19 protein-coding genes and 1 pseudogene are annotated in these 25,071 nt (G+C 70.5%); 9 read left to right on the plus strand and 11 right to left on the minus strand.

The genetic code is table 11. The annotated features are described in order from the left end of the window. Positions 1-64: 64 nt before the first annotated feature. Complete coding sequence (locus JQX11_RS31415; protein WP_204928549.1) at positions 65-319, minus strand: helix-turn-helix domain-containing protein; 255 nt, start codon at positions 317-319, stop codon at positions 65-67. Positions 320-1,018: 699 nt separating this feature from the next. On the opposite strand from JQX11_RS31415, the gene JQX11_RS31420 reads away from it, so the two are divergent. Continuing rightward, on the plus strand, positions 1,019-1,468 hold the full coding sequence (locus JQX11_RS31420) for a hypothetical protein (RefSeq protein WP_124778772.1): 450 nt from the start codon (positions 1,019-1,021) through the stop codon (positions 1,466-1,468). A gap of 422 nt (positions 1,469-1,890) precedes the next feature. Here JQX11_RS31420 and JQX11_RS31425 read toward each other — a convergent pair whose 3' ends face one another. Continuing rightward, a complete protein-coding gene (locus JQX11_RS31425) occupies positions 1,891-5,382 on the minus strand; it encodes a M28 family peptidase (RefSeq protein ID WP_204928550.1) in 3,492 nt (1,163 codons plus the stop codon). 248 nt (positions 5,383-5,630) lie between these two features. Between JQX11_RS31425 and JQX11_RS31430 the strand changes: the two are divergent. After that, positions 5,631-8,285 (plus strand): annotated as a pseudogene (locus JQX11_RS31430) (helix-turn-helix transcriptional regulator); the annotation flags it as partial. Here JQX11_RS31430 and JQX11_RS33665 read toward each other — a convergent pair. After that, positions 8,271-8,390 carry an IS3 family transposase gene (locus JQX11_RS33665; protein ID WP_223201434.1) on the minus strand — a complete coding sequence of 40 codons (120 nt, stop codon included), beginning with the start codon at positions 8,388-8,390 and terminating at the stop codon, positions 8,271-8,273. The pseudogene JQX11_RS31430 and the gene JQX11_RS33665 overlap by 15 nt on opposite strands. Before the next feature lie 1,013 nt (positions 8,391-9,403). Here JQX11_RS33665 and JQX11_RS31435 point away from each other — a divergent pair. Then, on the plus strand, positions 9,404-10,666 hold the full coding sequence (locus JQX11_RS31435) for an ATP-binding protein (RefSeq protein ID WP_204928552.1): 1,263 nt from the start codon (positions 9,404-9,406) through the stop codon (positions 10,664-10,666). Between the two features lie 339 nt (positions 10,667-11,005). Here the strand turns inward: JQX11_RS31435 and JQX11_RS31440 are convergent, their stop codons facing one another. The 3 genes from JQX11_RS31440 to JQX11_RS31450 form a co-directional block, all read right to left on the minus strand. After that, complete coding sequence (locus JQX11_RS31440) at positions 11,006-11,611, minus strand: TetR/AcrR family transcriptional regulator (protein ID WP_204928553.1); 606 nt, start codon at positions 11,609-11,611, stop codon at positions 11,006-11,008. A gap of 77 nt (positions 11,612-11,688) precedes the next feature. Continuing rightward, positions 11,689-12,513 (minus strand): enoyl-CoA hydratase/isomerase family protein, encoded by an 825-nt coding sequence (locus tag JQX11_RS31445; RefSeq protein WP_204928554.1) that lies wholly within the window; start codon positions 12,511-12,513, stop codon positions 11,689-11,691. 40 nt (positions 12,514-12,553) lie between these two features. Next, a complete protein-coding gene (locus tag JQX11_RS31450; protein WP_204928555.1) occupies positions 12,554-13,555 on the minus strand; it encodes an NAD-dependent epimerase/dehydratase family protein in 1,002 nt (333 codons plus the stop codon). Positions 13,556-13,799: 244 nt separating this feature from the next. Between JQX11_RS31450 and JQX11_RS31455 the strand changes: the two genes are divergently transcribed. The 3 genes from JQX11_RS31455 to JQX11_RS31465 are packed head-to-tail and all read left to right on the plus strand — an operon-like array spanning position 13,800 to position 16,044. Next, a complete protein-coding gene (locus JQX11_RS31455; RefSeq protein WP_204928585.1) occupies positions 13,800-14,198 on the plus strand; it encodes a GntR family transcriptional regulator in 399 nt (132 codons plus the stop codon). Then, on the plus strand, positions 14,195-15,085 hold the full coding sequence (locus JQX11_RS31460; RefSeq protein ID WP_204928556.1) for an ABC transporter ATP-binding protein: 891 nt from the start codon (positions 14,195-14,197) through the stop codon (positions 15,083-15,085). The genes JQX11_RS31455 and JQX11_RS31460 overlap by 4 nt, the downstream gene beginning before the upstream one ends. Next, positions 15,082-16,044 carry an ABC-2 membrane transporter-related protein gene (locus JQX11_RS31465; protein WP_204928557.1) on the plus strand — a complete coding sequence of 321 codons (963 nt, stop codon included), beginning with the start codon at positions 15,082-15,084 and terminating at the stop codon, positions 16,042-16,044. Before JQX11_RS31460 ends, JQX11_RS31465 begins: the two co-directional genes overlap by 4 nt. A 41-nt stretch (positions 16,045-16,085) precedes the next feature. Here JQX11_RS31465 and JQX11_RS31470 read toward each other — a convergent pair whose 3' ends face one another. Next, the gene (locus JQX11_RS31470) at positions 16,086-16,664 is read right to left on the minus strand and encodes a hypothetical protein (RefSeq protein ID WP_204928558.1); all 579 of its coding nucleotides are present in this window, start codon (positions 16,662-16,664) and stop codon (positions 16,086-16,088) included. 252 nt (positions 16,665-16,916) lie between these two features. Here JQX11_RS31470 and JQX11_RS31475 point away from each other — a divergent pair, with 252 nt between their 5' ends. Continuing rightward, the gene (locus tag JQX11_RS31475; protein WP_204928559.1) at positions 16,917-18,152 is read left to right on the plus strand and encodes a hypothetical protein; all 1,236 of its coding nucleotides are present in this window, start codon (positions 16,917-16,919) and stop codon (positions 18,150-18,152) included. Positions 18,153-18,264: 112 nt separating this feature from the next. Further along, complete coding sequence (locus JQX11_RS31480; RefSeq protein WP_204928560.1) at positions 18,265-19,956, plus strand: choice-of-anchor D domain-containing protein; 1,692 nt, start codon at positions 18,265-18,267, stop codon at positions 19,954-19,956. Positions 19,957-20,052: 96 nt separating this feature from the next. Here JQX11_RS31480 and JQX11_RS31485 read toward each other — a convergent pair whose 3' ends face one another. From JQX11_RS31485 to JQX11_RS31500, 4 genes are all read right to left on the minus strand, one after another. After that, on the minus strand, positions 20,053-20,445 hold the full coding sequence (locus JQX11_RS31485; protein ID WP_204928561.1) for a PAAR domain-containing protein: 393 nt from the start codon (positions 20,443-20,445) through the stop codon (positions 20,053-20,055). 32 nt (positions 20,446-20,477) lie between these two features. Further along, the gene (locus JQX11_RS31490) at positions 20,478-21,203 is read right to left on the minus strand and encodes a helix-turn-helix transcriptional regulator (protein WP_204928562.1); all 726 of its coding nucleotides are present in this window, start codon (positions 21,201-21,203) and stop codon (positions 20,478-20,480) included. Continuing rightward, positions 21,200-22,552 (minus strand): COG1470 family protein, encoded by a 1,353-nt coding sequence (locus tag JQX11_RS31495; protein WP_204928563.1) that lies wholly within the window; start codon positions 22,550-22,552, stop codon positions 21,200-21,202. Before JQX11_RS31495 ends, JQX11_RS31490 begins: the two co-directional genes overlap by 4 nt. Positions 22,553-22,664: 112 nt before the next feature. Further along, entirely contained in the window at positions 22,665-23,282 is a 618-nt protein-coding gene (locus JQX11_RS31500) for a Pvc16 family protein (RefSeq protein WP_204928564.1), read from the minus strand. Positions 23,283-23,461: 179 nt separating this feature from the next. Here JQX11_RS31500 and JQX11_RS31505 point away from each other — a divergent pair, with 179 nt between their 5' ends. Continuing rightward, the gene (locus JQX11_RS31505) at positions 23,462-25,024 is read left to right on the plus strand and encodes a phage tail sheath family protein (RefSeq protein WP_204928565.1); all 1,563 of its coding nucleotides are present in this window, start codon (positions 23,462-23,464) and stop codon (positions 25,022-25,024) included. The last annotated feature ends 47 nt before the right edge of the window (positions 25,025-25,071 follow it).

Raw genomic sequence — 25,071 nt, forward strand, 5'->3', positions numbered from 1 at the left:
CCCCAGACGAGTACGAAACCGCCTGGCACACCCACCAGGCGCAGCACGACGAACCAACTATCGTTCAGCCTGAGCCCACCGGCGCCAGGTAACCAACCCTCCGGCAAACCGGGGGAACCTCATCCAGCAGGGTGTCGCACTGCAGCCAGAAGATCCGGTCCACGACCTGCCGGCCCCGCTCGACCATTCCCAGGGTGCTGCGCGTCGTGTGCACCTGGCGTGCGAGGGCTTCCTGAATGAGTCCCCTCGACCAACGCAGGGCGGCGAGCTTACGGCCGAGATCGTCCCTGGCCTGTTGAAGATCCTGGCGATCAATCATGGGCTCGCCTTTCCGTTCGCATCGACCTGCGTCGAGCCGACTGTTGCGGCGCCCCGACGCACGGCGATTCGACGTTAGCGGATCGCACGCGACCTGGGCGTGGAGCTGGTGCGAATGGCGTGCTGGCCTGGCAGAGAGGGCGCCTGTGTCGAAAACCGGGGGAGCGGGGTTGGCACCTCGAACGTCAGCCACGATCACGGCGGAACACACTTCAGCCATCCCCACTCCCGGCCCAACGGGCACGGCAACCTCAGCCTGCCGCCGTCACCGACAGACACCCCGGACACGATGTGCGAGTTCGGTGGGCATCGGCCCTCTTCGACGAGCGCGGAAGAGCGTGCGGTGATGCCCATAAAGGGCGCGCGGCGCCAGCCCTGCCGCAAGGGCTTTCGGCGGTTCAGTAGCCCCACCGGTGCCGGACGCGGGTTTCGCGTACCGGGATTTCGGGGTGGGGACTTCGGGTTCGTCGCCTACGCCGACACCGACACCGCCCAGGACGTCCTGGTCCGCGTTGTCGGTGGCGACACCGACCCGGGAGCCCAGACCGCCCCCCTCGCACGCGCCCGCGAGTTGTGGTGGCTCTCCCGCGCCGTACGGGCCAAGTTACACCGCCATCTCCCGCGCCGTGCCGCTGCTGCTCGCCGGGTACGCCGGCGCCGCCACCACCGCAGCCCTGGCGATCTGGGCCCGGTGACCACGATGACCGCGACCACCACCCTCGTCGTGCAGGACCCCGTCGACGCCTACGAACTGTTCGCCCACGCCCGCACCGTGCTCAGGCTGCCCCTGGACGGCCGATGGCACCTGGTCGACCACGGCCGCGTCCACATGCTGCAGACCCTGCCCGGACAGGGCGCACCGGCCCTGGCCAGCGTGCACCTCCCCGTCGACGGCAGCCGGCACCCCGGCGAGCCCCACGCCGGCATCCCCGGCGGCTACGCCCTGCTCGCCTTCACCACCGACGGCGGCGACACCAACAGGACCCAGCGCCGGCACCGCGACCTCGCCGGCCAGGCTAGTGCGTGGCTGACCCACCGACGGCTTCGCTGGACCTGGTCACACGCCGACGGGCCCTTCACGACCAACCACGCCGATCTTGCGACCAGGGGCCAAATAGTTGATCTTTTTGGGGGTCTGCGCGGTCCCTGATCGCTGCCACGGTGGTTGACCGCTGTGAGTCGATCTCCTCTGAGCATCGGCGAGCTGGTCGAGCACTGGACCCTTGTCCCTGCTGAGCTGGACCTGGTTGCGTCCAAGCATGGCGAGATACGGCCGGGTTCGCGCTGTTGCGGAGGTTCTACGACCGGTACGGCCGCTTCCCGCGAGGTTGGGCAGATCTGCGCCCGGAGGCGATGGACTTCGCCTCTCGCCAGGTCAAGGCGGAGCCGGGTTACTTGGCGTTCTACGGAGACCAGGGCCAGCGGATCCATCACACCCCCAATCGGCTAGATCAACCCGACAACGCACCCAGAATCCAATCCACGGATTCAGGCTAAGGTCCGGTCCGGCAGCGGAACAGGGGCGCAGGACCGGCGGCAGGGTGGGGCGAGCGCCCCACCCTGCCGTTGAACTCAGCCGACCTGCAGGGTCACGTCGTCCAGCACGAAGCTGGTCTGTAGGTAGGCGTCCTCTCTGCCGGCGAAGGTCAGCGTGACCGTCTGGCCGGCGTACGCGCCGAGGTTGACGGTGCGCTGCGTGTAGCCCGTGGCAGCGTTCATGTTGGACAGCGCCGCCACGGTGGTGCCGTTGGCCTTGATCGTGAACACGTCGTAGGCGAGCGCCCCGTACTCGTTCGTGTCGATGTGCAGCCAGTAGGTCAGTACCGCACTGGTGCAGCCCGACGGGATGGTGACGGTCTGGCTGATGGCCTCGGTCGCGGTGTAGCCGTATCCGCCGAGCCACGCGTACCGGGTGCCGCTGCGCGGCACCTGCCCGATAGAGGTGCCGATCGCGCCGGTGGAGCCGGTCCACGGCGAGGTGCCGCTTTCGAACCCGCCGTTGAGGATCAGCTGGGCGGCGGTGCAGCCGCCCGGCCCGCCGGTCACGGTCAGCGTGTACGTGGTGCTGTGCGACACCGAACCCGCGCCGGTGATGGTGATGGTGTAGGTGCCGCCGGCCACCGACGAGCCGACCGCGATGGTGGCGGTCGACGAGCTGCCGGAGGTGACCGACGACGGGCTGAACGAGACCGTTACGCCCGTGGGGGCGCCGCTGGCGGTCAGGGTAACCGTCTGGGCGCTGCCCGAGGTGGTGGCGGTGCCGACGGTGGTCGTGGTGCTGGACCCCGCGTTCACGGTGCCCGACGCGGGGCTGGCCGAGATCGAGAAGTCGTTGGTCGGCGTCGAGGTGCCGACCGCCCGGTTCCACAGCGTGTAGGCGATGCCGTCGGCAGCCCGGTTCAGCGCGGTGGCGTCGATGTTGCTGAGAGTGTCGCACGAGGAGTGGTAGCAGGAGTCGTAGGACTGACCGGCCGTGCCGCCCCACTTCGACGCCTGGGCCGACGTCTTGGTGGCGCTGGCGCCCATCGCGTAACCGGAGGTCGGGATGCCCGCGTTCTGGAACGAGTAGTCGTCGGAACGGCCCTGGCCCTCGACGTTCTCCTCCGGCTGCAGGCTGAGGGAGTCCCAGTACGCCTTCATCGGCTGCGACGCGGTCGAGGTGATGTTGTTGATGAAGTAGCCGCCGTTCTTCGACGCGATCATGTCGAAGTTGTAGTAGGCCTTGATCGCCGTTCGCTGGGTACTGGTCAGCGAGTTGACGTAGAACTTGGAGCCGTTGAGGCCCTGTTCCTCGTCGGTCCACCAGCCGAAGCGGACCTTGTTCAGCATGGTCGGGTTCTGCGCGGCCAGCGCGAGGGCGACCTCGAGCAGCGCCGCCGAGCCGGAGCCGTTGTCGTTGATGCCCGGACCGACCGAGACGCCGTCCAGGTGGGCGCCGAACATGTAGACGTTGCTCGCGTTACCGCCCGGCCACTCGGCGATCAGGTTCGGGCCTGCACCGCTGGTGCAGCCGGAGGTGCAGGGCTGCTCGGTGACGGTGAAGCCGGCGGCCTGCAGCTTGCCCTTGACGTACGCCACCGACTGCAGGTAGCCCTGGCCGGTCGAGCGGCGGGTGCCGCCGTTGTTGGTGGCGATGGTGCTGAGCTGTGTCAGGTGCGCCTGCACGTTGGCGACGTCGATGTCCGGCGCGGTGCCACCGGGGGTGCCGCCGTTGACCGTGAGCGTGTACTGCGCGGTGTGGGTGATCGAACCGGCGCCGGTCACGGTGATGGTGTACGTGCCCGCAGCCGCACTGGACGTGGTCGCCACCGTCATCGTGGAGCTGTTGCCCGACGTCACCGACGTCGGGCTGAACGACACGGTGACCCCCGACGGGGCACCCGAGGAGGTCAGCGACACGGTCTGGGCGCTGCCGGAGACGGTCGCGGTGTTGACCGTCGCGGTGACCGAGGAGCCCGCGTTGACGCTGCCCGAGGTGGGGCTGACCGAGACGGAGAAGTCGGTGCTGGAACCGGTGCAGGTCGGGTCACCGGTCTGGGCCGGGACCGCGACCGCGTTCCACGCGTCCTTGGTCCGATTGAACAGGACGCACGAGGAGTCCAGGTTCTTCGCGGCGGTCAGGGTCGCGGTGCGGTACTTCTTGTGGGTCATGCCGGAGGTCTTCAGCAGCATGCCGCCGTAGAAGATCTTTCCGGCGGACTGGATGCCCACGCCGGTGACCGACGACGGGCCGCCCGAGCAGATGGGGCTGTTCGGCTTGCCGCCGCCCGGCGCGCTGCCCTCGGCGAGCAGGTAGAACCAGTGGTTGAGCGGACCTGCGGCCGCGTGTACCTCCGTGTTCGGGATCGACGAGGAGTAGCAGTTCGGGTGGCCGCCGACCAGCGAGGGGTTGTACATGTTGCGGATCGGGCCGTCGCCGACGATGTCGATCTCCTCACCGACCAGGTAGTCGGGTTCGTCGTAGGCGCTGGACTGGTTGGCGTATGCCTCGGTCAGGGCGCCGAAGATGTCGCCGGTGGCTTCGCCGAGGCCGGCTTCGGAGCTGGTGCCGCCGGGGGTGTTCTGGTCCATGCCATGGCCGAACTCGTGACCCACCACATCCATCGATGAGATCCAGTTGCCTGCCGAGTTCTTGCCGATCGTGATCGTCGAGCCGTCCCAGTAGGCGTTCTGCTCGTTCAGGCCGACCTTGATCGGCCAGCTGCCACCGTTGCCGTTGTGCCCGTTGCGGCCCAGCCAGGCCGACAGCATGTCCCATTCCTTCTGCGCCGAGTACACCGCGTCGACGCAGCCGGTCTCCTTGCTGGTGCCCACCCCGTTGCCCCAGCTGTCGTCCGCGCCGGAGAAGACGGTGCTGGTGCTGTAGTCCTGGCAGTTCAGGCCGGTGCGCGTGGTGTCGCGCAGGTAGTACGTGCTGCCCGACTGCGACGTGGTGATCGACAACGGGCTGGGCCCGTTCCACTTGCCGGTGCCGGAACCGGCCGCGGCGTCCTCCTGCTTGGCCAGCACCTGGCCGTTGCGCGCGTCCACGAAGACATGCAGGTGGCTGGGGGCCGAGGCGGTGCGCCCGGCGACGACGACCTCCCACGCGAGTCGCGCGGTGCTGTCCTTGACGTGCACCACGAGGGTGCGTGACTCGACCTGGTCGACCTTGGTGAGCAGGCCCTTGGCGGTCTGCTCGGCGCGGTCGGCGGCGACCGTCGGCACGACGGAGACGTTGATCTTCGTCTTGGTGGCGGCCGAGATCGCCCGGATGGCGCCCCGGCCGTCGGCGAGTACGGCGGCGTCGCCGCCGACCACCGGCAGGCCCCGGTAGGTGCGCTCGTAGGCAATGGAGAACAGGCCGTCCACCCACGGGATCACCATGCGACGGTCGTACTGCTCGAAGGGGCCTTTCGCCAGCGCGTCGTGACCGCCGTCGGCAGCGCGGTCGGCTGCAGAGATCGCCAGCGACAGCGGGCTCTGTGCAACCGTGGGTGTAGGGGGCGGGGTGGCTGCGGTCGACTGGGTGGCCACCCCGGTCACGGTGCCCAGGGTAAGCGCAACCGCGACAGCGGCCGCCATGGCAGTTCTTCGATACATCGCAATCCTCCCGCCGAGATGGGTTGAGGGGTGTGGCAGCAGGGCCCGTGTTGATGGGATCTCCGGCAACCGGTGACAGCTCGGCTTTGGCGATGACACTAGGAACGGCGGAGGCTGGCCGAAATCAGGGCAACCCCTTGCTCTGGTGCGCGAAGGACCGTCGGGCGCACTATGATCCGGTGCCAGATTCTGCGACGGCAGTGAATGCGCATCAGGGGGCCACCGGCACCATGCTGCCGGTGGTACCGGGCGTCGTGCGCGGCGCCCGTCGGGTGGTGCTGTTCGGTCCGCCCGGGATCGGCAAGACCGCTGCGGCCGGTGTACTCGGGCAGCAGCTGGGCATGCCTGTCCTAAGGCTGGCTCCGAGCCCACAGGACGCCCAGGTCCCCTACACCGGACTGCTCGAACTCGCACTGGCCCTCCAACCGCTGCCGGCCGCGCGGGAACTCGCGACCGGAATCGACAAGGCCGTCGGAGTGCCGGGCTCTGCCGATCCCGCCGGGACCGCTCTACGGCTGCGCCGGTTGACCGCCACCCTGCTGCTGGACACCCCGCCTCTGACACTGGTGGTGGACAACGCCCAGTGGCTGGATACGGCCAGCGCGGCCGTCTTGCGTTGGGCACTGCGCCTGGCTCCCGACCTTCCCGTCATAGCCGCAGAGCGAATCTGGCGCCCGGGGAGCGAAGGCCACTGGTGCGGCGAGGACCCCTGTGCGGTACGCATCCCGGCGCTGACACCCGATCAGGTCGCAACCCTGCTGTCGCCGTACCGGCTAACCCCCTACGAGGTCACGCAGACCCACATCCGCAGCGGAGGGAACCCGGCCCTAGCCCTCGCATTCGCCGGGGCCCGCAGCCGCGCCACCGACCTGCCGGCCGCTCAGGGTCTCGTAGACGACCTGGTCCTGCCGCCGGCCGCCCGCCGACTGGTGAACGAATGGCTGGGCACTGTGTCGGCCGAAGTTCAGGAACTGTTGACGGTCGCCGCACTCGACGACCGGCCCGACCGCGAACTGCTGAGCCGCCTCGCCGGCCCGCCCGCCGACAACCTTCTCGCAGAGGCCGAGGCAGCCGGACTGATCAACATCGGGCCGGCCGACGGGAAGATCCGGTTCGCCGCCTCCGCGATCGGTGCCGAACTCGCGGCCCGACCGCCGGTCGCCACACGCAGGCTCCTGCACACCCGCCTGGCCGAAGCCAGCCGCGACAGCATCCGCCGCGACCGTCACACCACGCTGGCGGCCGACACCAACGACCCGCAGTCGGCCGACCGCGCCGCCCGCGCCGCCGCCCGCGCCCGGCTGCGCGGAGAACCCGCACTAGCGGCCGAACTCTCCCTCCTCGCCGCCGAACGTACCCCGGAGACCGACGCCGACCTGCTCACCGAACGGGCGCTGACCGCCGTACGCGACGCCGCCCACAACGGCGACCTGCCCCGCGGCCAGGCCGCCGTCCGCCTCGTCCTGCACCACGACAGCAGCCCCGCCAACCGCGTCAACGCCCTCATCTCCCTGATCGACTCAGGCGGACAGCACCTGCACAACGGCGACAAGCTGTTCGCCGACGCACTTCACGAAGCGGCCGGACATCCGGACCTGACCGCGCAGATCCTCATCCGCCAGGCGATCTGGGCCAACGTCAACGGCGATCCCGACCGGGCGTGCGCCCAGGCTGCCCGGGCCGCCAGCCTCGCCCGGAGCGCTGGCGACACCGCCACCACCGCCATGGCCCTCACGATGCAGGCCCGCATCCAACGCATCCTCGGCCGCCCCCAAGCCGAGACCACGCTCGGCCACGCCCTGTCCCTGCCACGCAGCACTCACATCCCCGTCAACGCCAGGCCCGAACAGCTCTCCGCCCGGCACGCCATCTTCGACGACCGTCTGGACGAAGCCCGCAGCGCACTGCTGCCTCTGCTCGTCGAAGCCGAGCGGACCGGAGACGCCGAAGCCACCGTGGATGTCCTGCGCAGCCTCGCCGAAGTCGAGATCCGCGCCGGACGGTGCGGACTGGCCCTCGACTACGCCGGCCGCGCCCTGTCGCTTACCGACAGAGCCGCCTTGGACCCCGCACCAACGTGCTACACCTCCGCCCTGGTCGAGGGCACCGCCTCGTGCACCGACTCCGCCCTCGCTCACGCACGCCGCGGGGCGGACACCTCCCGCCGGGAGGACAACAAAGTCTTCCTCTCCCGAAACCTCTTCGTCCTCGGACATCTTCTCCTGGTCACCGGGCGTCCGAAAGAAGCCCTGGAGGCGCTGGAAGAGGTCCGTACGCTTGAGAAGCGCCAGCAGGTCCGCGACCCGTCCGTCCTGCGCTGGCACGCCGACCTCGCCCAAGCCCTCATCTCCCTCGGCTACCTCGACCAAGCCCGCAAACTGCTGACCGATACCCGTCGCACCGCGACTGATCTAGATAGAAGCTGCGTCCTCCCCGTGCTCGACCGCTCCCAGGCACTCCTGGAAGCCACCCTGGGCAACTACGATGCGGCCGCCGACCTCCTCACCGCAGCAGCCGACCACCTCCGCCACCTGCCCATCGAACACGGTCGAACCCTCCTGGCCCTCAGCCACACCGAACGACGCGGACGCCGACGCGCCAGCGCCCGCACCGCGGCGCAGAGCGCCGCCGACCTCTTCAGCACGCACCAGGCACACCCCTGGATCGAAGCCGCCACCCGCACCCTCCACCAACTGGAGCCCGTCCCCGCGCACAGCAGTACGCTCCCCTGCCTCACCTCCGCCGAACAGCGCTGCGTCGAGCTCGCCGCCAGCGGAGCGACCAACCGCGACATCGCCACCGCCCTCACCATCAGTGTCAAAACAGTCGAAGCAAACCTCACCCGCGTCTACCGGAAGCTCGGCATCCACTCACGCGTCCAACTCGCGCACCTTGCAGCCCTGACGGCAGCGCCGGCAGAAGCCCTGCAGCCCGGCCTGGCGCATCAGCCTGGCAACGCGTTTGCGCCCACTTCCGACTCCGGTGCCCAGGCGTAACTCGGCGTGCGGCGTAAAGGAGCGGGTTGGGCGAGGATCGCACGTGCTTCCCCGGACAGCATCCTCGCTACGTCAAGTCGCAAAATGCCGTGACGAGGATTTAGAATCGAGAAAGTTGACACAAAAAGCAACAGAGGCGGCCGGTTTGCTACTGTAACCGCCAGCAACGGAGCGCAGCAGCTATCCAATGCGACCAACAAACAGAGGTAATGAACGGCTGAATCGCAGGCAGTCGGCCTACCGACATGCATAGATGACGGTCTTAGGAAACCGATGCTCTATCCCCTGAGCTACGAGGGCGCGAGCGCCTAGTCTAGCGACCTGCGGGTTCACCTGGGGTGGCAGGGAGTGGCCCACGTCCGCCCGCAGCACCCGGACCCCCGTTCGCCCAGCCCAGGACCACAGCTCGAGCACACGAACCCCCGTTTGCGACCACGAGCGGCTCTGGTCACCTGCGTTGATGCCGGTTGACCCGGGCTGGCATCTGCTGCCGAGCGCACGTCGCGCACATCGTCGAAGATCATGATGCGCGCGGGTAGACCAATGTCGTCCCGTCGAGGACGTGCTCGGGGCGCACGATCGCCGGGTGTCGGACCGCAGCGTGGAACTGGGCGGCCCCAGCAGGGAACGCCAGATGGGCGCGGTTGTGGCGGTCTTGACGAACCAGCGGCGCTCAGACGCCTCGACGCCGTAGGAGACACACCCGGAGCCTTGGGCATCGAAGACCGTAAACGGGTTGAATATTGACTTGGGTGAGCACGGTTGGGGCGTGCAGTCGCCCTAGCGCGTCGCGTACCTGTCGCGCGGTGGGTTCTGTGGCGGGAGACAGTGCGAGGACGATGTTGTTCTCGGAGTCGGGGGTGACTTCCACGATCGCCACACCGGTCGGCACCGACGGTAAGGCCCGCAATCCGAACACCGGAGGTTCCGCAATTCGAACATGCCCTTGCCGCAGATCGAACGCAACTTCCATCGCAGATCGAAACCACCATAGCTATCATGATGGCGTGCCGACACCGCATCTGATTCCGCGTCGGGCCGCCGCGCAGGTCGACGCCGCCTTGGCCGACACCCGCGTCGTGCTGATCAGCGGAGCGCGCCAGGCAGGCAAGAGCACGCTGGTCCGCATCGTCGCCGGCGATCGTCTCGCCGAGCGCCGTGATCTCGACCGGGCGCAGGACCGAGCGGCGGCGATCGCCGATCCGGTCGGGTTCGTGGACTCGCCCGAACTCCTGGTCATCGACGAGATTCAACGCGCTCCGGAGCTGCTGCTGGCCATCAAGGCAGCCGTTGACGAGGAACCTCGCCCGGGCCGTTATCTGCTCACCGGCTCGTCTCGCCTCTTCGGCATGGTCGCTGCCCCGGACGCGCTGCCCGGCCGGATGGAAACCGTCGAGCTCTGGCCGTTCTCCCAGGGTGAACTCGACGGAGCACCGGACGGATTCGTCGACGCCCTGTTCGCGCTCGGTCCGGATCTGCGACACGAGTCGGAGGTGACCCGCGCCGACTACGCGGCCAGGATCGTGCGCGGCGGCCTGCCCGAGGCCACCACCCGCACCGACCCGCGCCGCCGCCAACGGTTCCTCGACGCCTACGTCCAGGCCCTCATCGACCGCGATGTCCGGCAGCTGTCCGACATCCAGCACAAGGGTGAGCTACGCAAGTTGGTACGCCTTCTCGCGGCCAGATCCGCGACCATCATCACCGCCAACTCCCTCGAATCCGCACTCGGACTGAGCCGGCCAACGATCGCCCGCTACCTCCAAGCCCTGGAAGAGATCTTCCTGATCAAGCGGATCCCCGGATGGTCCCGCAACCTCGGCACCCGCACCACCGCCGCACCGAAACTGATCTTCGTCGACTCCGGCATCGCCGCCAACGAAACCGCGACCGACGCGCGGACGCTGCTCCGGCCCGGTGCACCGTTCGGGCCACTACTCGAATCATTTGTCCTATCCGAACTATCCCGCCAGCTCACCTGGTCCGAACAGTTCGTCGACCTGTCCCACTACCGCGACCAGAGCAGGTACGAAGTCGACGCGGTGCTCGAAAACAGATCCGGCCACGTCGTCGGGATCGAGGTCAAAGCAGCGACCGCCGTCGGGCCCGACGACTTCCGTGGCCTACGCCGACTCGCCGAACGTCTCGGCGACGACTTCATCGCCGGTCTCGTCCTCTACACCGGCACCTCGACGCTGCCGTTCGGCGACAAACTTCGCGCTCTACCAGTCAGTGCCTTGTGGCAGGTTTCCACCCCGCCAGCAGACTGACCTCGCTCCCTCCGCAGATCGCTCCCAGCCGGCCAGAGCGACGGCCACGGGCCGTATGGGACGCGGCTGTCATGGTTCCTGGACTGCATCGGCGGTCTCGCGCCACTGATCGACACCCTCGAACGCGATATCCTGGCCAACGTCCGGAGGATCGGACGCGACGAGGACGTGTTGCCACCGGGGCCGCCCCGCGAGCGACGACCGACGTCCGAGGTGGGCAAGGCCCCCGGTGGGGCATCGGATCTTGGTCGACTGCTGTCTCGCCTGGAGCCTCGCTTCAGGGTCCGCCGCACCCCCTCCGACCTGCAAGGTCAGCCTGGGAAAGACGCAGAGAACGTGTCAGGAACTGCCCGCCGTTTCCGTGGCGCTTCCGTGGGTTTGCGCGGCGACCATGGTGACGAGGGTGTCGATCAGCTCTTCGGCGGTGGTCTGCCATTTGTCGCCGGCGAGCTGGCCGGTGATTTCCATGCCGGCGATGCCGTCGGCGCTGGCGAGGAGGAGGGCGGCGTACCGCCGGGCGTGGTGTTCGCCGGCCACGGCGGCGACTACCCGAAGGGACTCGTCCTGCGTGGGCTGGGCAGCCCGGGCGAACGCGGTGGGATCGCTGGCGGGGCTGCTGAACATCAGGCGGTAGAGATGGGGTTGGCGGCGGGCGAGGTTGATGAAAGCGGCGAGGAGGGCCCGCAGCTTTGCGGCCGGTGTGAGGTCGGGGTCTCGATGGACGGCGCCGATTCGTTCACCGAGTTCGCCCCAGGCCTGGCTGCCGACCGCGATCATGAGGTGTTCTTTGTCCGGGAAGTGCCGGTAGGGGGCTCCGCGGGTGACTCCTGCCCGCGCCCCGACGGCACGGAGGGTCACGGCTTCGAGGCCGCCGTGGTCGAGCAGCTCGGCCGCCGCTTCGAGCAGGGCCTGGCGTGTCGCGGCGGCGGTTTCAGCCCGGATCATCCGCTCATCCTATGGCCGGGTCAGGACGCCTTTGCCGACCGTGGGCGAGGGGTTGTGGCTACCGGCTCCTGAGGTTGCTACGGCTGTTCGGCAAGCGACCCGAGGTGCTGGCCCAGGTTTCGTTCGAGGTCGTCGATCCCGATCCGGGCGACGAGTGCGCCGACGGCCCGCCCGCGAGCCTTGACGCCAGGTCCCGTGGCGGATCGGGCGGACTCGACGAACGACGCCAGCAGGTTCTCCTCCGGCGGCAGGGTGGAGCGGTTCACCTGGGTTTTGACCGCCGTGATGGCGTCTCTGTCGAAGCTGGCGATACGCCGGGCCACAGCGTTGACGACGTCGTCGAGTTCGGCGTCGGGAATCGCCCGGGTGGCCCAGCCGTACTGTGCGGCGCGGTCCGCGTCGTAGTCCTGACCGGTCAGGAGTACCTCCAGGGCCCGGTCGCGGCCGAGGAGGTGGGTCAGTCGTTCGGTGCCGCCGGCACCGGGGACCAGACCGAAGCCGACCTCGGGCTGGCAGAAGATCGCCTGTTCCCGGCTGGCGTAGCGCAGGTCGAAGGCGGCGGTGTACTCCGCGCCGCCACCACGGGTACGCCCCCGGATCGACGCGATGCTGACGAACGGTGCGGCGGCCAGGCGCACGCCGAGTTCGACGAACCCGGGCAGGGGCCCGCTGCCGGCCATGGCCGCGATGGCCGGTATCTGGTCGCTGTCGACGTGGTTGAGGAAGAACCCCGGCGTTGCGCTGTCGAAGATGACGACGCTGACCTGTTCCTCGCCGCTCAGACGGTCGACGACGTCGAACAGTTCTGCCACGGTGTCCGCGCCGATCAGGTTGAACGGTGGACTGGCGAATGTCACTCGACGCACCTTCGACGTCTCGTCGACCACGGTGAACTGACTCATGGAGATTCCTTCCGCTGGTCGGGTGGTGTAGGCGCGAGGTTCAGCGGCCCAGGGTGGGGGAGTGCGCCATCTGCCGGAGTCCTTCTTCCACGGTGATCATCGGCTGGTAGCCAAGCCGACGTCGTGCCCGGGTGATGTCGTAGACGCGGTCGCGGCCCATGAACGAGACGATCCACGGGGTGAGCGGTGGTGCGGTGGTGCGGCGACGGGCTTTCGCGGCGGTCTGCATGAGCGTGGCCAGAGCTGAGGCGACTGCCCGGGGAACGCTGTTGGCCGCGCTGACGTCGATGCCACGGGTCGCCAGCAGAGGGGTGAAGAAGTCGCGGGCGGGGCGGGGGCTGCCGTCGGTGACGTAGCAGACCAACCCGTGATCCCCACGGTCGAGGGCCAGCGTGATGATGTGGGCGAGGTTGTCGACGTGGCAGAAGTCGACCATGTGCCGTCCTCCGTCGATCCAGGAGAATCGGCCGGCCTCGACGGAGTCGACGAATCCCTGCAGGGTGTGGGTCATGCCCCGGCCCCACAGGAACGGCGGCCGGATGACGACCAGCGACGTGTTCCCGTGCGGCAGGGCAAGCAGTTCCTGCTCGGTGCGGAGCTTCACGCGGCTGTAGGCGATGTTCGCCGTGCCCGGGTCGGAGTTCTCGTCGACGGTGTGGTCGTGGTTGGTGCCGGTGGAGACACTGGCCGCGGACACCAGGACGAATCGCTTGACCTGTGCGTCCACGGCGGCCTCGTAGAGGGCGCGGGTCGGCAGCAGGTTGCGGTCGACGAAGACCTGGTCGGGTCCCCAGAAGGCCATGAAGGCCGCCGAGTGCACCACGGCGTCGACCTCGCCGAGGATCGGTAGCCACCCGGGCCCGCTGCCGGACGCGACCAGGTCCGACAGGTCACCGCTGACCGGGAGCCCGCCGGCCGATGTGATCGCGTCCGCGGCGGCCGTGGACCGCGCGAGCGCGTGCACCGTGTGCCCGTCGTCGACCAGCCTCCGGAGGATTGTTCCTCCGGCGAAGCCGGATCCACCCGTGAGAAAGACTTTCATTGATGCTCCTCGACGATTGCGTGACGCCCCTGGATTAGGTGCGGAGGTCGACTCCTGCAGGCCGAGGGCCCCGGCGTTGCAAGATGACAGCGTCATCACAGTCAGCGTAGGGCAATTGAGATGACGCCGTCAACAGTTGGGATGACTTTGTCATCAGGGGGGCGACCCGTGGGCGCGAAGGTGCGGTTTGACGGCGGGCGAGCTCTGCGGCTTTACTATTCTCCTAGTAAAGCAGGAGGGCGCGATGTTCCACTTCCGGCTCGACACCGGCTCCGGCGTACCGCCGTACCTGCAGCTGGTCCACCAGGTCCAGCAGGCGGTCCTGCTGGGTTTCCTCCGCCCCGGTGACCGCCTGCCCCTGATCCGGGAGGTCGTCGAGTCGCTGGCCATCGATCCGAACACGGTGGCGAAGGCACACCGCCAACTGGAGCAGGAGCACCTCGTCACCGGCCGGCCGGGCCACGGCACGTTCGTCACCGACACGCTGCCGGCTGCGGTGCCCCCGGCCACCTACACCTCCCTGCGGAGCGGCCTGCAGACCTGGCTGCGGAGGGCGTACGCCGCAGGGCTCGACGATCAGGCGATCGCCGGCCTGTCCGCCAGCGTCCACCACCGGACCGAGACGAATGCGCAGTCGGCATGACGACCCAACCCGCGCTGCGTACGCAGAACCTCGGCAAGCGTTACCGCAAGGGCTGGGCCCTGCGCGACTGCACCCTGGAGCTGCCCCCCGGCCGCGTCAGCGCCCTGGTCGGCCCGAACGGCGCCGGCAAGACCACGCTGCTGCGCCTGGCGGTCGGGCTGCTCACGCCCACCACCGGCTCGGTCGAGGTGCTCGGCGAGTCGCCCGCCACCAACACTGTGCGCGCGCTGACCCGCATCGGCTTCCTCGCGCAGGACCACCCGCTCTACCGCCAGTTCACCGTGGCGGACCTGCTGCGCTTCGGTCGCTCCTGCAACGTGCGCTTCGACCACGAGCTGGCCGCGCGACGCCTGACCCGGCTGGGCATCCCGCTGCACGCCCGCGCCGGTGCGCTCTCCGGCGGGCAGCAGTCCCAGGTGGCGCTCACGCTGGCGCTGGCCAAGCGACCCGACCTGCTGGTCCTGGACGAGCCACTGTCCAGCCTGGATCCGCTGGCCCGGCAGGAGTTCCAGCGGACCCTGATGGGCGCGGTCGCCGACAGCCGGCTGACCGTGCTGTTCTCCTCCCACGCCCTCCACGAACTGGAACGGGTCTGCGACCACCTCGTGGTGATCAACCACGGCCGGGTCGTGCTCGCCGGCGACATCGAGTCGCTGCTGGCCGAACACCGGCTGCTCGTCGGTCCCCGGGTCGGGACGGACCACCGCGACCCGTCGGTGATCGAGGTCAGCCACAGCGACCGGCACACCACCATGCTGGTACGCCAGGCGGCGACGCCGGTCATCCCCGGCTGGCAGGCGAACCCCGTCGGGCTGGACGAACTCGTGCTGGCCTACCTGCGCCGACCCGCCGACCCCGACGCCGAAGACCGGGAGCAGACCGCATGACCTGGATGATGTGGCGTCAGCACCGTACCGAGGTCCTGGCACTGACGGTCTTCGTCGGCGTCATCGCCGTGGCGCTGTTCGTCCTCGGCCGGCCGATGCACGCCCTGTTCCCGATGGGCCCGACACACTGCCTGGTGCCCCCGCTGGACGAGGGCTGCCGGTCCGCACTGGCCCGGCTCCAACAGGACCACGGCTACAGCACCACCGTGCTGATCCTGCTCAACTTCGTCCCGTACGCGATCGGCGGTTTCCTCGGCGCGCCGCTGCTCGCCCGGGAACTGGAGACGGGCACCTGGCAGCTGGCCTGGACCCAGGCGGTGCCCCGCAGGCGCTGGCTGACCGTCAAGATCCTGGTGCTCGGCACCGTCAGCGTCCTTCTCGCTGCGGGACTGTCGACGGTGGTCGCCTGGTACCGGCAGCCACTCGACCCGCTGGGCGGGTTCGACATCACCGGCTTCGACCTGACCGGGGTCGTGCCCATGGCGCACACCCTGTTCGCGTTCGCGCTGGGCGTCGCCGCCGGACCGGTGCTGCGCCGCAGCCTGCCGGCCGCCGCCGTGGCGTTCCTGGCGTTCCTGGCCGTACGCGTCACCATCGCCGGCTGGATCCGCCCGCACTTCCGCACGCCGGTCACGAGCGTCCAGGCGTTCGTGCCGGGAGCGGGCGACCTCACCGACGGCACCACCAACGCCCGGGACATGATCCTCGACCAGGGGTTCGTCGACGCCGACGGCCGCCACATCACCGGACTCGAGGCCGTGATCATGGAGGGGAGGGCGCGGGAGGCGGGCGGCGACCCCACCATCTACCTCCACGACCACGGCGTCCAACGCTGGGCTGTCTACCAGCCCATCGAACGCTACTGGACCTTCCAGACCATCGAGACCGTCACGTTCGTCGGGCTGGCCGTGCTGTTGCTGGCACTGGTCTTCTGGCGGATCCGCCGCCCCACGTTCTGACCGGACGGGCCCACGGCGAACGCCGGCGCAGGGCGGTTGCCCTATCCGGCGACGGTGGCAGCACGGCGGTCGGCCCGCCGGACGATGTCCTGGAGCATGAGCAGCACCAGCGCCATCATGAGGAACACCGCGAGGTAGAAGCCCCAGGCCACGTTCACCTCCCTGTCGTGGAGCCGGTCACGCACGATGTCGCCGAGCCGGACCCCACCCGCGACCTCGTCCGCCGCGACGAAGCCGTACCCGCCCGGCGCGTCCACCGACGGGATCGCCAGCCAGGAGACGGTTGCCACGAGCAGACCCGTCGTCGCGGTGAGCAGGAACAGCCAGCGCAGCCGCGTCCGCCACCTGGTGGTGGCGGCACCGCAGGTGAGATGGCCGACCGCCGCGGTGACGCCGAGGAGCACGGCCAGCGACCAGGCCGACGAGCTGTGCCATGCCGTGGCCGTGTTGACGTGGTGGGTCTCCTGCCCACTGCCGTACCGGATGACCGTCCAGCTCAACCGGTACCAGGGGAGGAAGCTGTCGACGAGCAGCAGCAGGCCGAGCGCGGCGACGGACCGCTCCCACCAGGGTGCGCGGAGGAGCAGACCGTGCAGGTGGTGTGGGACAGCGACTCGCATGGACGAATGTTGGCCTGTCACCACCTTCCGCGTCATCCGGGGTGGACACCCGGGTGCGGGCCGTGCCCACGGCCGGGCGCACCGTCGTCGCGCTCGACCCCGACGACGACGGGCCGCCGCGCCGGCCCCGGGTGGGCTTGCCCGCGGGGGCAGGGAGGACTGCCCCTAAGACGGTCGGTGCCCGCGTACCGCGGCGACCGGGGTCGGGACAGGGTGGCCGGGTCGACTGTCGCCGATCCGAAAAGAGCGGTCATGACCTGGCAAGAGAACTACTGGGACGATGCCACGCAGAGCCCGGACTACTTCCAGCTTGTCGAGTTCGCCACCGTCCTCGACGGCGACTACGGCACCCGGATGTTCGGCCGGTGGATCGCGCAGATGCACCCGGACCGCCACGACCTGATCCGCAGCCTGGAGTACCTGCTGGTCACCTACCGGCACGGCGACGACGTGCGGGCGACGCTGGACACGTTCGAGCGCCAACTGCCCCGGCCGTGGGACGACTGGGCGATGGGCACCGCGCTGGCGGAGACCGCCCGACGGTTCCCGGACGTGCCTGTCGAACTCCGGGACGACGAGGACTTCGCCACGCTGGCCGAGCTGCTGCGCGACGACGAGCAGCTGTTCGCGCTCTGGCGGGAGGAGGTGCAGCAGGCCGCGGTCATGGCGCTGTCCGTCCCCGAGGTGATGCCCGCCTTCGTGGCGTCCTGCCAGGCCCTCGCCGAGGAGGCGCTCCGGTACCAGGGCCGGGGCAAGGAGGAGGAGAGCGACGAGGAGGACGAGGAGAGCTACGACCACTCCGGGTACGACCGGGCGTTCGGTCACATCGCGTCCGACGACGACCTGGTGGTGCCCCCCGCCCCGGAGAAGTCGGTCCGGTTCGCGCAGCCGCTGGTGGAGGGGGAGGACGCGCCGGAGTGGCAGCACGGCGAGTTCAAGATCGGGGTGGCCTTCACGCTGAACCCGGAGGCCAACTCGAACCTGCCCGGTCACTACTCCTGGGCGCAGACCCAGGCCCTGGTCAGCCCGTGGGGCGTGGATGTGGACGAACTCGCCACCATGATCGGGACGGCGATGAAGCGGATGCCCCGCATGTACCGGGACGACCGGCTGACCATCCACGTCTTCCCGCAGTACGTCTTCATCACGGTGACGATCGACTCGGCCCTCAACGCGCACAACACCGGGATCATCGCCACCCTGACCGACGACGGGGCGTACGCGCACTACGTGCAGTTCAAGGACCTGGTGATGTTCTACACCGACGAGAGCGACATGGACACCCCGATCTACAACGTGCTCAAGACGTTCGGGGACCCGTGGGCCGGTGGCACGGCCGAGAGCTACGTGGTGCGCCACGGCCGGGGCCGCAAGGCGCACTTCACCGTCGACCCGGTGCGGACCAGCCACGAGCAGAGCGTGGCGGCGGTCGTCCGGCGCTGCTCCGGCGGGCTGGACGTCCGGGTGCTGTCGGCCCGCCCGCAGTAGGGTGACAGCCGGCGGGGGCGCCGGGGCGGTGCCCGAACGGGCAGGCGGGACTGCCCGCAGGACTTCCCGTACGGTCGCGGTCGACCCGGACGGGCCGCGTTCACTGTCCACCATGGCAGCCTCAGCGTCCCGGTCCCTGCGCGCCGCGTCGGCGATCGCCGTGCTGGCACTCCTGGTGGCCGGTGCACCGCCGGCCGCGTACGCCGGGCTGTTCGCGGCACCACGACCGGCCGGTGGCCCGGCGTTGCGGATCAGCGTGGGCGACGGCGTCGCCCCCCTGGTCGGCGAACCCGCCGGGACGACCCTCGGGCTGACCCCGGGTGGCTCGGCGGTGGTCACCCGCACGGTGACCACCGCGACCATCCCGCCCCGCCCGGACGTGGTGCTGCTCGCCGACACGACCGGCAGCATGCAGGCGGCGCTGAACGACGTCCGGGTCAACGCGAAGCGGATCGTCGACGACATCAGCGGCGTCCAACCCGACGCCCGGTTCGCGGTCGCCGAGTTCCGGGACGAGGGCGACGAGTTCGTCTTCCGCCTCAACCGGGACCTGACCGCCGTGCCGTCCGAGGTGCAGAACGCGGTGAACGTCTGGACCGCCGGGGGCGGTGGCGACGACCCGGAGGCCGGCCTGAACGCCCTGCACGCCGTCGCCACCGGAGCGGTCAGCCTGCGGACCGAGAGCAGCCCGATCGTGGTGATCTTCGGGGACGCGCCGTCGCACGACCCGAGCGTCGGCCACGACCTCGCCGGCACCATCGGGGCGTTGACCACCCGGGGGGTGCGGGTGGTGGCCGTGGACGTCGGCAACCCGGGCAGCTACTCCCTCGACCAGACCGGGCAGTACACCGAGATCACCAGGCAGACCGGGGGCGTGCTGCTCAACGCCGCCGGCCCCGCCGAGGTCTCCAACGCCATCCTGGCCGGCATCCGCGCCATCCAGAGCACCGTCGGCGCCCGGATCACCGACTGCGACCCGCAGCTCACGGCCTCCGTCACCCCGGCCGAGCAGACCGTCGACAGCGGCGGCACCGTCGACCTCACCGTCGCCGTCGCGGTCGACCCCGCAGCCCGCAACGGGGAGTACGCCTGCCGCCTCGACGTGTCCGTGGACGGCATCGTGCAGGGCGAGCCGGAACGGCTGACCGTGACCGTCAGCGGCGCGGCACCCGACGTACCGGTGCTGCACTCCGACGCCACCACGCTCGACCTCGGGGAGGCTCCGCTCGGGGTGCCCTCGGCGGCCCGGACGGTGACCCTCACCAACACCGGCGGCTACCCGCTGACCGTGGCCGCCGCCCTCGCCGAACAGCCCCTCCCGGCGGTCTTCGCGGTGACCGGCTCCACCTGCGCCGGGGTGCTGGCCGTCGCCAGATCCTGCACGATGGCGCTCACCGCCACCCCCCGGGCGATCGGCGCGGCGACGTCGACGCTCAGCCTCGCCAGCGCCACCGACACCGGCGGGGTCGCCGCCCAGTCGCTGGCGCTGAGCGTCTCGGGTCGCAGTCCGACGTTGCAGTTCAACCCGGGCGTCGGCCGTCCCGGCCAGGTGGTCACCGCGCTCGGCCAGGGCTTCCCGGCCGGTGCCGAGGTGCTGGTCGGCTGGGTCGACGGCGCCGGCACGGTGACGGCGGTCGCCGACGCGTCCGGCCGGTTCGCGGTGCCGATGGTGGTCTTCGAAGAGGGGCTCGCCGGCCCCCGGGCCGCGCTCGCCTCGGTGCCGGCGGTCGGCCAGGTGACCAGCGGTACGTTCCTGGTGCAGTCGGCGACCGCCCAGCCGGGACCCTTCACCCGCCGCCGCTGACCGGCCCACCCGCCGGGGCGCACGGTCCCGGGCCACGGCCGGGGCGCACTGGACCCGGGCCACCCCCGGCGGGGTCGCCCAGGGCACGCGGCCCGCTCAGCCGACCAGTACCTGACCGGTGGCGACGATGCTGCCGGCCGGCAGCGGCGCGGGATCGTTGCAGGTGTTGACCTTGTCGCCGTGCCGGGCCGCCGGCTTGCCGTTGATCAGCACCAGCGGGCTGCCGGCGATGATCGTGCCCTGGTTGTTCGGTGGCATCTGGAACGGCCCACCGGTCGGCACGTGCGGCGGGGCGTTCACCGCGACGCTGCCGACGACGGCGGCCGGCTTGCCCTCGATCAGCACGTCGGTGCTGCACCCGTTGGCGATCGTCCCGGCGAACGGCATCGGGGTGGGTGTCGGCACCGGCCCGGCCGGTGAGGGCACCATGATGATGTGCGTGTCGGTGCCGACCACCTTGTCACCGAGCTTCGCCGCGGGTACGCCCACGATGACAACCTCCCCTGAGCGACGGGACGGGATCAGATCAGCCCCTCGCGGATGGCGTGCGCGACCGCCTGGGTGCGGTTACGGACACCGAGCTGGGTGGTGATCTCGTGCACGATGTTCTTGATGCTGCGCTCCGAGTAGGACAGCTCCCGGGCGATCGTCGCGATGTCCGCCCCGGCGGCGATCATCCGGAGCACGGCGAGCTGACGCGGGGACAGCGGCAGGATGGTCAACCCCCGGGGCGCCAACACCTGCCGTTGCGCCCGGCCCACCCGGATCAGCAGCGAGCTGAGCAGGTCGGTGGGGAGCCTCGCCTCGCCCCGGGCGGCGGCCCGGACCACCTCGCGCAGCAGGGTGGCGGTGCTCTCCGAACGGCGTACCAGGCTCAGGCCGCCCGCCTCGATCGCCTGCAGGCCGGCGGTGTCGTCGAGCTGCCCCACCACCAGCACCGGTCGGGGGGACGGCCGCCCGGTCAACGCGTCGAGCTGGGCCAGCAGCCACCCGTCCACCGTGTCGGCGACGATCACCAGGATGTCCGGGTCGTCGTCGGGGCCGGCCACCACGACCGGCCGGGTGCCTGCGGGTTCGTCCGGCCCGACGGTGTCGAGCTGGGCCGTCACCCCGGCCTGGGAGATCGGGTCGCGGGAGCGGACCGCCGCGCGGACCGGCACCGGGTGGACGGTGTCGGCCGGGTCGGCGGTGTCGTGGGAGGAGCGCGGGCCGGGGGCCTGCCGGGCGGCGGCGTGCGGGTCGCTCATCGGCTAGGGGAGGGGCTCGGGGTGGGCGCGACCGGCACGAGCTGACCGGCGAAGTACGCGGCCGGGGTGCACGCCGTGGTGCCCGGGTTCGCGCACTTCACCGCGACCGTCACCGGCTGGCCGGCGGAGAACCGCAGCGGCTGGACGAAGTGGTAGTCCAGGTCCCGGAAGTTGTTCAGGCCGGTCTCCAGCAGCACCGTGTCGCCCCGCCGCACCTGGAGCAGGCCGGCGTCGCCGTGCGGATTCTGCAGCACGATGTCGGTCACCCAGAGCACCTTCTTCTCGGCCGGCCGGTAGGTGGAGAGGGTGAACTCGTTGGCCGTGGTCGGCGACGCGCTGGTCGCCACCCGGAAGTCGGCGGCGGTCTCCGGGTCGGCGTTGTCGAGCGTCCCGCCCTGGGCACCCGGCCCGTTGCCGTTGCCCTTTCCGGTGTCGGTCGTCGGGCTCGGGGCCGCGCTCGGTTTCGGGCTGGCACCGGCGGCGACGATGGCCACCTTCTCGGCCTTCTCGGCGGTCTGCGCCGCCTCGCTGGCCTGGGTCTTCACCTCGGCCACCTCCTGGGACAACTCCTTGGTCTCCACCTGGGCGGCCTCCTTCGCGGTGGACTGCACGGTGGGCTTGAGCACCGCGAACCAGAGCCCCACCAGGGCCACCGCCGCCGCGGCGGCCACCAGCACCACCCGGGGCGACCAGGCCGGCAGGACGGACCGCTGCACCAGCAGGCCGTCGCTGGTGATCGGCTCGGCGTCGGGACGGGTCACCGCCACCTGGAACGGCAGGTTGCGGTCCGGGCCGAGCAGGAACCGCTTGCGCGGGCGTACCCGCAGCTTCACGAACGTGGCGGTGCCCGGCCGCAGCACCGGCGCGGCCGGCAGCACCCGGAAGGTCAGCAACCGGTCCGGGTCGGCGGGCAGCACCTCGACCGTGGTCTCGACGTTGCCGGTGTTGTCGATCACCAGCTGGTGCCGGGCGGCGCGCCGCGCCTGCGAGGTACGGGGCACCAGCTCCGTCGCCAGCTCCACGAAGGGCTGCACGGTGACGGTGCCCTCCTCGACCACCGAACCCTCGGGGTTCTCCCGCCCCCGCACCCGTACCCCGAAGTCGACGCTGCCGGCCGGCACGGTCGCCGCACGCGGCGGCGTGAACGTCACCCGCGCCTCCTGCTCGGTGCCGGGCAGCAGGTTCATCGTCGCCGGCTCGACCTCGGCCCACGGTGCGGCGTCGCCGACCACGTCCAGGGTGAACTGGTCGACGACGGCGGCGGTGTTACGCACCCGGACGGTGCAGCCGACCGTGCCGCCCGCGGCGACGGTGAGGTCGGTCTCGACAAGTCCCACAGCGACACTCATGCGGGCAGTGTGGCCGCGCGGGTGCGGCCGGCAGAACCACGATCGAGGAACACCAAGGGGCAGCCGTGGCTACCTGAACGGGCAGCGGAACGCCTGATCGGGCAGCGGGCGGTCAGCGCGGCTCGCTGATCCCGCCCCTCGGCCGGCGGCCCGCCACCCCGCCGGGGCCGGCGGGTCGGCCGCCACCGCTGTTCACGCTGACCTCGCGCGGCGGCGGAGCCAGGTCGGTCTGCGTCTCGGGCACGAACGGCACGAGCAGTTGCAGGTGCAACCCGGTCCGGGCGGTCCCGCCATACCCGACCCAGGCGGAACCGGCGTCCCCCTCCCGCCGGGGCGCGCTGCGCACCACCACCGGCTGGTTGGCGCGGGCCACCGCACCGGTCAGGAACCCCGACGGCAGGGCGGTGCAGCTCGCGCAGCCCACCAGCAGGTCACCCAGCAGCCGGTGCTCCCGCTCGGTGTCGGCCGCCCAGGCGGTCAACAGGTAGCTGAACCGGTACCGGCGGCCCGGCGGTCGACGCCCGACGAGCTGGCCGTCGGCGTCGCGCAGCTCGTCCCAGGTCGCCGAGACGCCCGCCGAGTCCTCCTCGACGTCCAGCAGGAACGCCGAGACCAGGTCACCGTCGGCACGCTGCGCGCACCGGTCCGGCGGGTCGAAGACGACCGGCACGTCCGCCGGCAGGTAGTGGCCCAACCAGGCCCGGACCGACAGGTCGACATCCCAGATCATCCGTCCACCCTGCCGGCTGCCCGAACGGGAGCGCGGGCGGCGGCCGGGCAGGCCGTCGGGGCGGATCGGTTGCCCTTGGGGGCAGTGGTGCCTACCCCGGTGGCGTCCCGGCGGGCAGCCCTGACGGGCGGTCGGCGTTGGCAGGCTCGGCCCCATCACACAGTCGTACAGGAGGTTCGATGCCGACGTATCTGTCGCCGGGCGTCTACGTGGAGGAGGTTTCCTCCGGGTCGAGGCCGATCGAGGCGGTCGGGACGGCCGTCGCCGCGTTCGTCGGCTTCGCCGAGAAGGGGCCCGTCGACGAGCCCACGCTCATCACGAACTGGACGCAGTACACCCGCACCTTCGGTGGTTTCGTGGCGGGCAGCTTCCTGCCGCTGTCGGTCTACGGCTACTTCCTCAACGGGGGCGGCTCCGCGTACGTGGTCCGGGTGGGTGGTGCCGGCGCGGACTCCGCCGCCGACGAAGCCGCCGGTGAGTCGTACGCGGCCGCGGCCGTACCGGCGGCCGGCGACAACGGCCGGCTCTCCTTCACCGTCCGGGCGGCGCTGCCCGGCCCCGCCGGCCAGGACCTCTCGGTCGAGGTCGCCGACGCCTCCGAGGGCGGCGACGACGCGTTCAAGCTCGTCGTCAAACAGGCCGGCAAGCCGGTCGAGACGCTGGACAACCTGACCACCAAGCGCGGCGCGGGCAACGTGGTCACCGCCGTCCGCCAGCAGTCCAAGCTGATCCAGATCGAGGAGGCGAAGGGCGCGACCCTCGCCCCGCCCCGACGCGGCGCCGAGATCACCCTCGCCGCGCCCGCGCTGCCGGCCACCACGACCGGCACCGGCGACCTGCGGGTACGCGCCGAGGACTACGTCGGCGACGTCAGCGACCGGACCGGCTTCGCCGGGCTGGAGGCGATCGAGGACATCACCATGCTCTGCGTCCCCGACCTGGCCGCCGCCCACCAGCAGGGGGCCATCGACGACGAGGCGTTCAAGGCCGTCCAGTTGGCGATGATCGCGCACTGCGAGCTGATGGGCGACCGGGTGGCCATCCTCGACCCGCCGCCCGGCCTGCACCCGCAGCGCCTCAAGGAGTGGCGGATGGACGTCGCCAGCTACGACTCCAAGTACGCCACCCTCTACTGGCCCTGGGTCAAGGTGATGGACCCGGCGCAGGGCCGGGCGGTCTTCATGCCGCCCAGCGGGCACGTCGCCGGTGTGTGGGCCCGCAACGACGACACCCGGGGCGTCCACAAGGCACCCGCCAACGAGATCATCCGGGGTGCGCTCGCCCTGGAGAGCGGGCTGACCAAGGGCGAACACGACCAGCTCAACCCGATCGGGGTCAACTGCATCCGGGCCTTCCCCGGGCAGGGCATCCGGATCTGGGGGGCGCGGACGCTGTCCAGCGACGCCGAGTGGCGCTACCTCAACGTCCGGCGGCTGTTCAACTGGATCGAGAAGTCGATCCTGCTCGGCACCAACTGGGTGGTCTTCGAGCCCAACGACCCCCGCTTGTGGGACGCGGTGCGCCGGGTCATCACGATGTTCCTGCGCCGGGTCTGGCGCAGCGGCGCGCTGATGGGCGACACCTGGTCCGAGGCGTTCTTCGTCAAGTGCGACGCCGAGAACAACCCGCCGGAGAACCTCGACGCCGGCATCCTCACCGTCGACATCGGCATCGCCCCGGTCAAGCCGGCCGAGTTCGTGGTGTTCCGACTCTCCCAGCTCTCCCAGGGCTCCGGCGACTGACCGGCCCCGGCGGCGAGCACCCGACCTGAGCGACGACGAGACCAGGA

This window comes from Micromonospora humida, assembly GCF_016901255.1.
In the GTDB taxonomy this organism is placed as follows: Bacteria; Actinomycetota; Actinomycetes; order Mycobacteriales; family Micromonosporaceae; genus Micromonospora; species Micromonospora wenchangensis.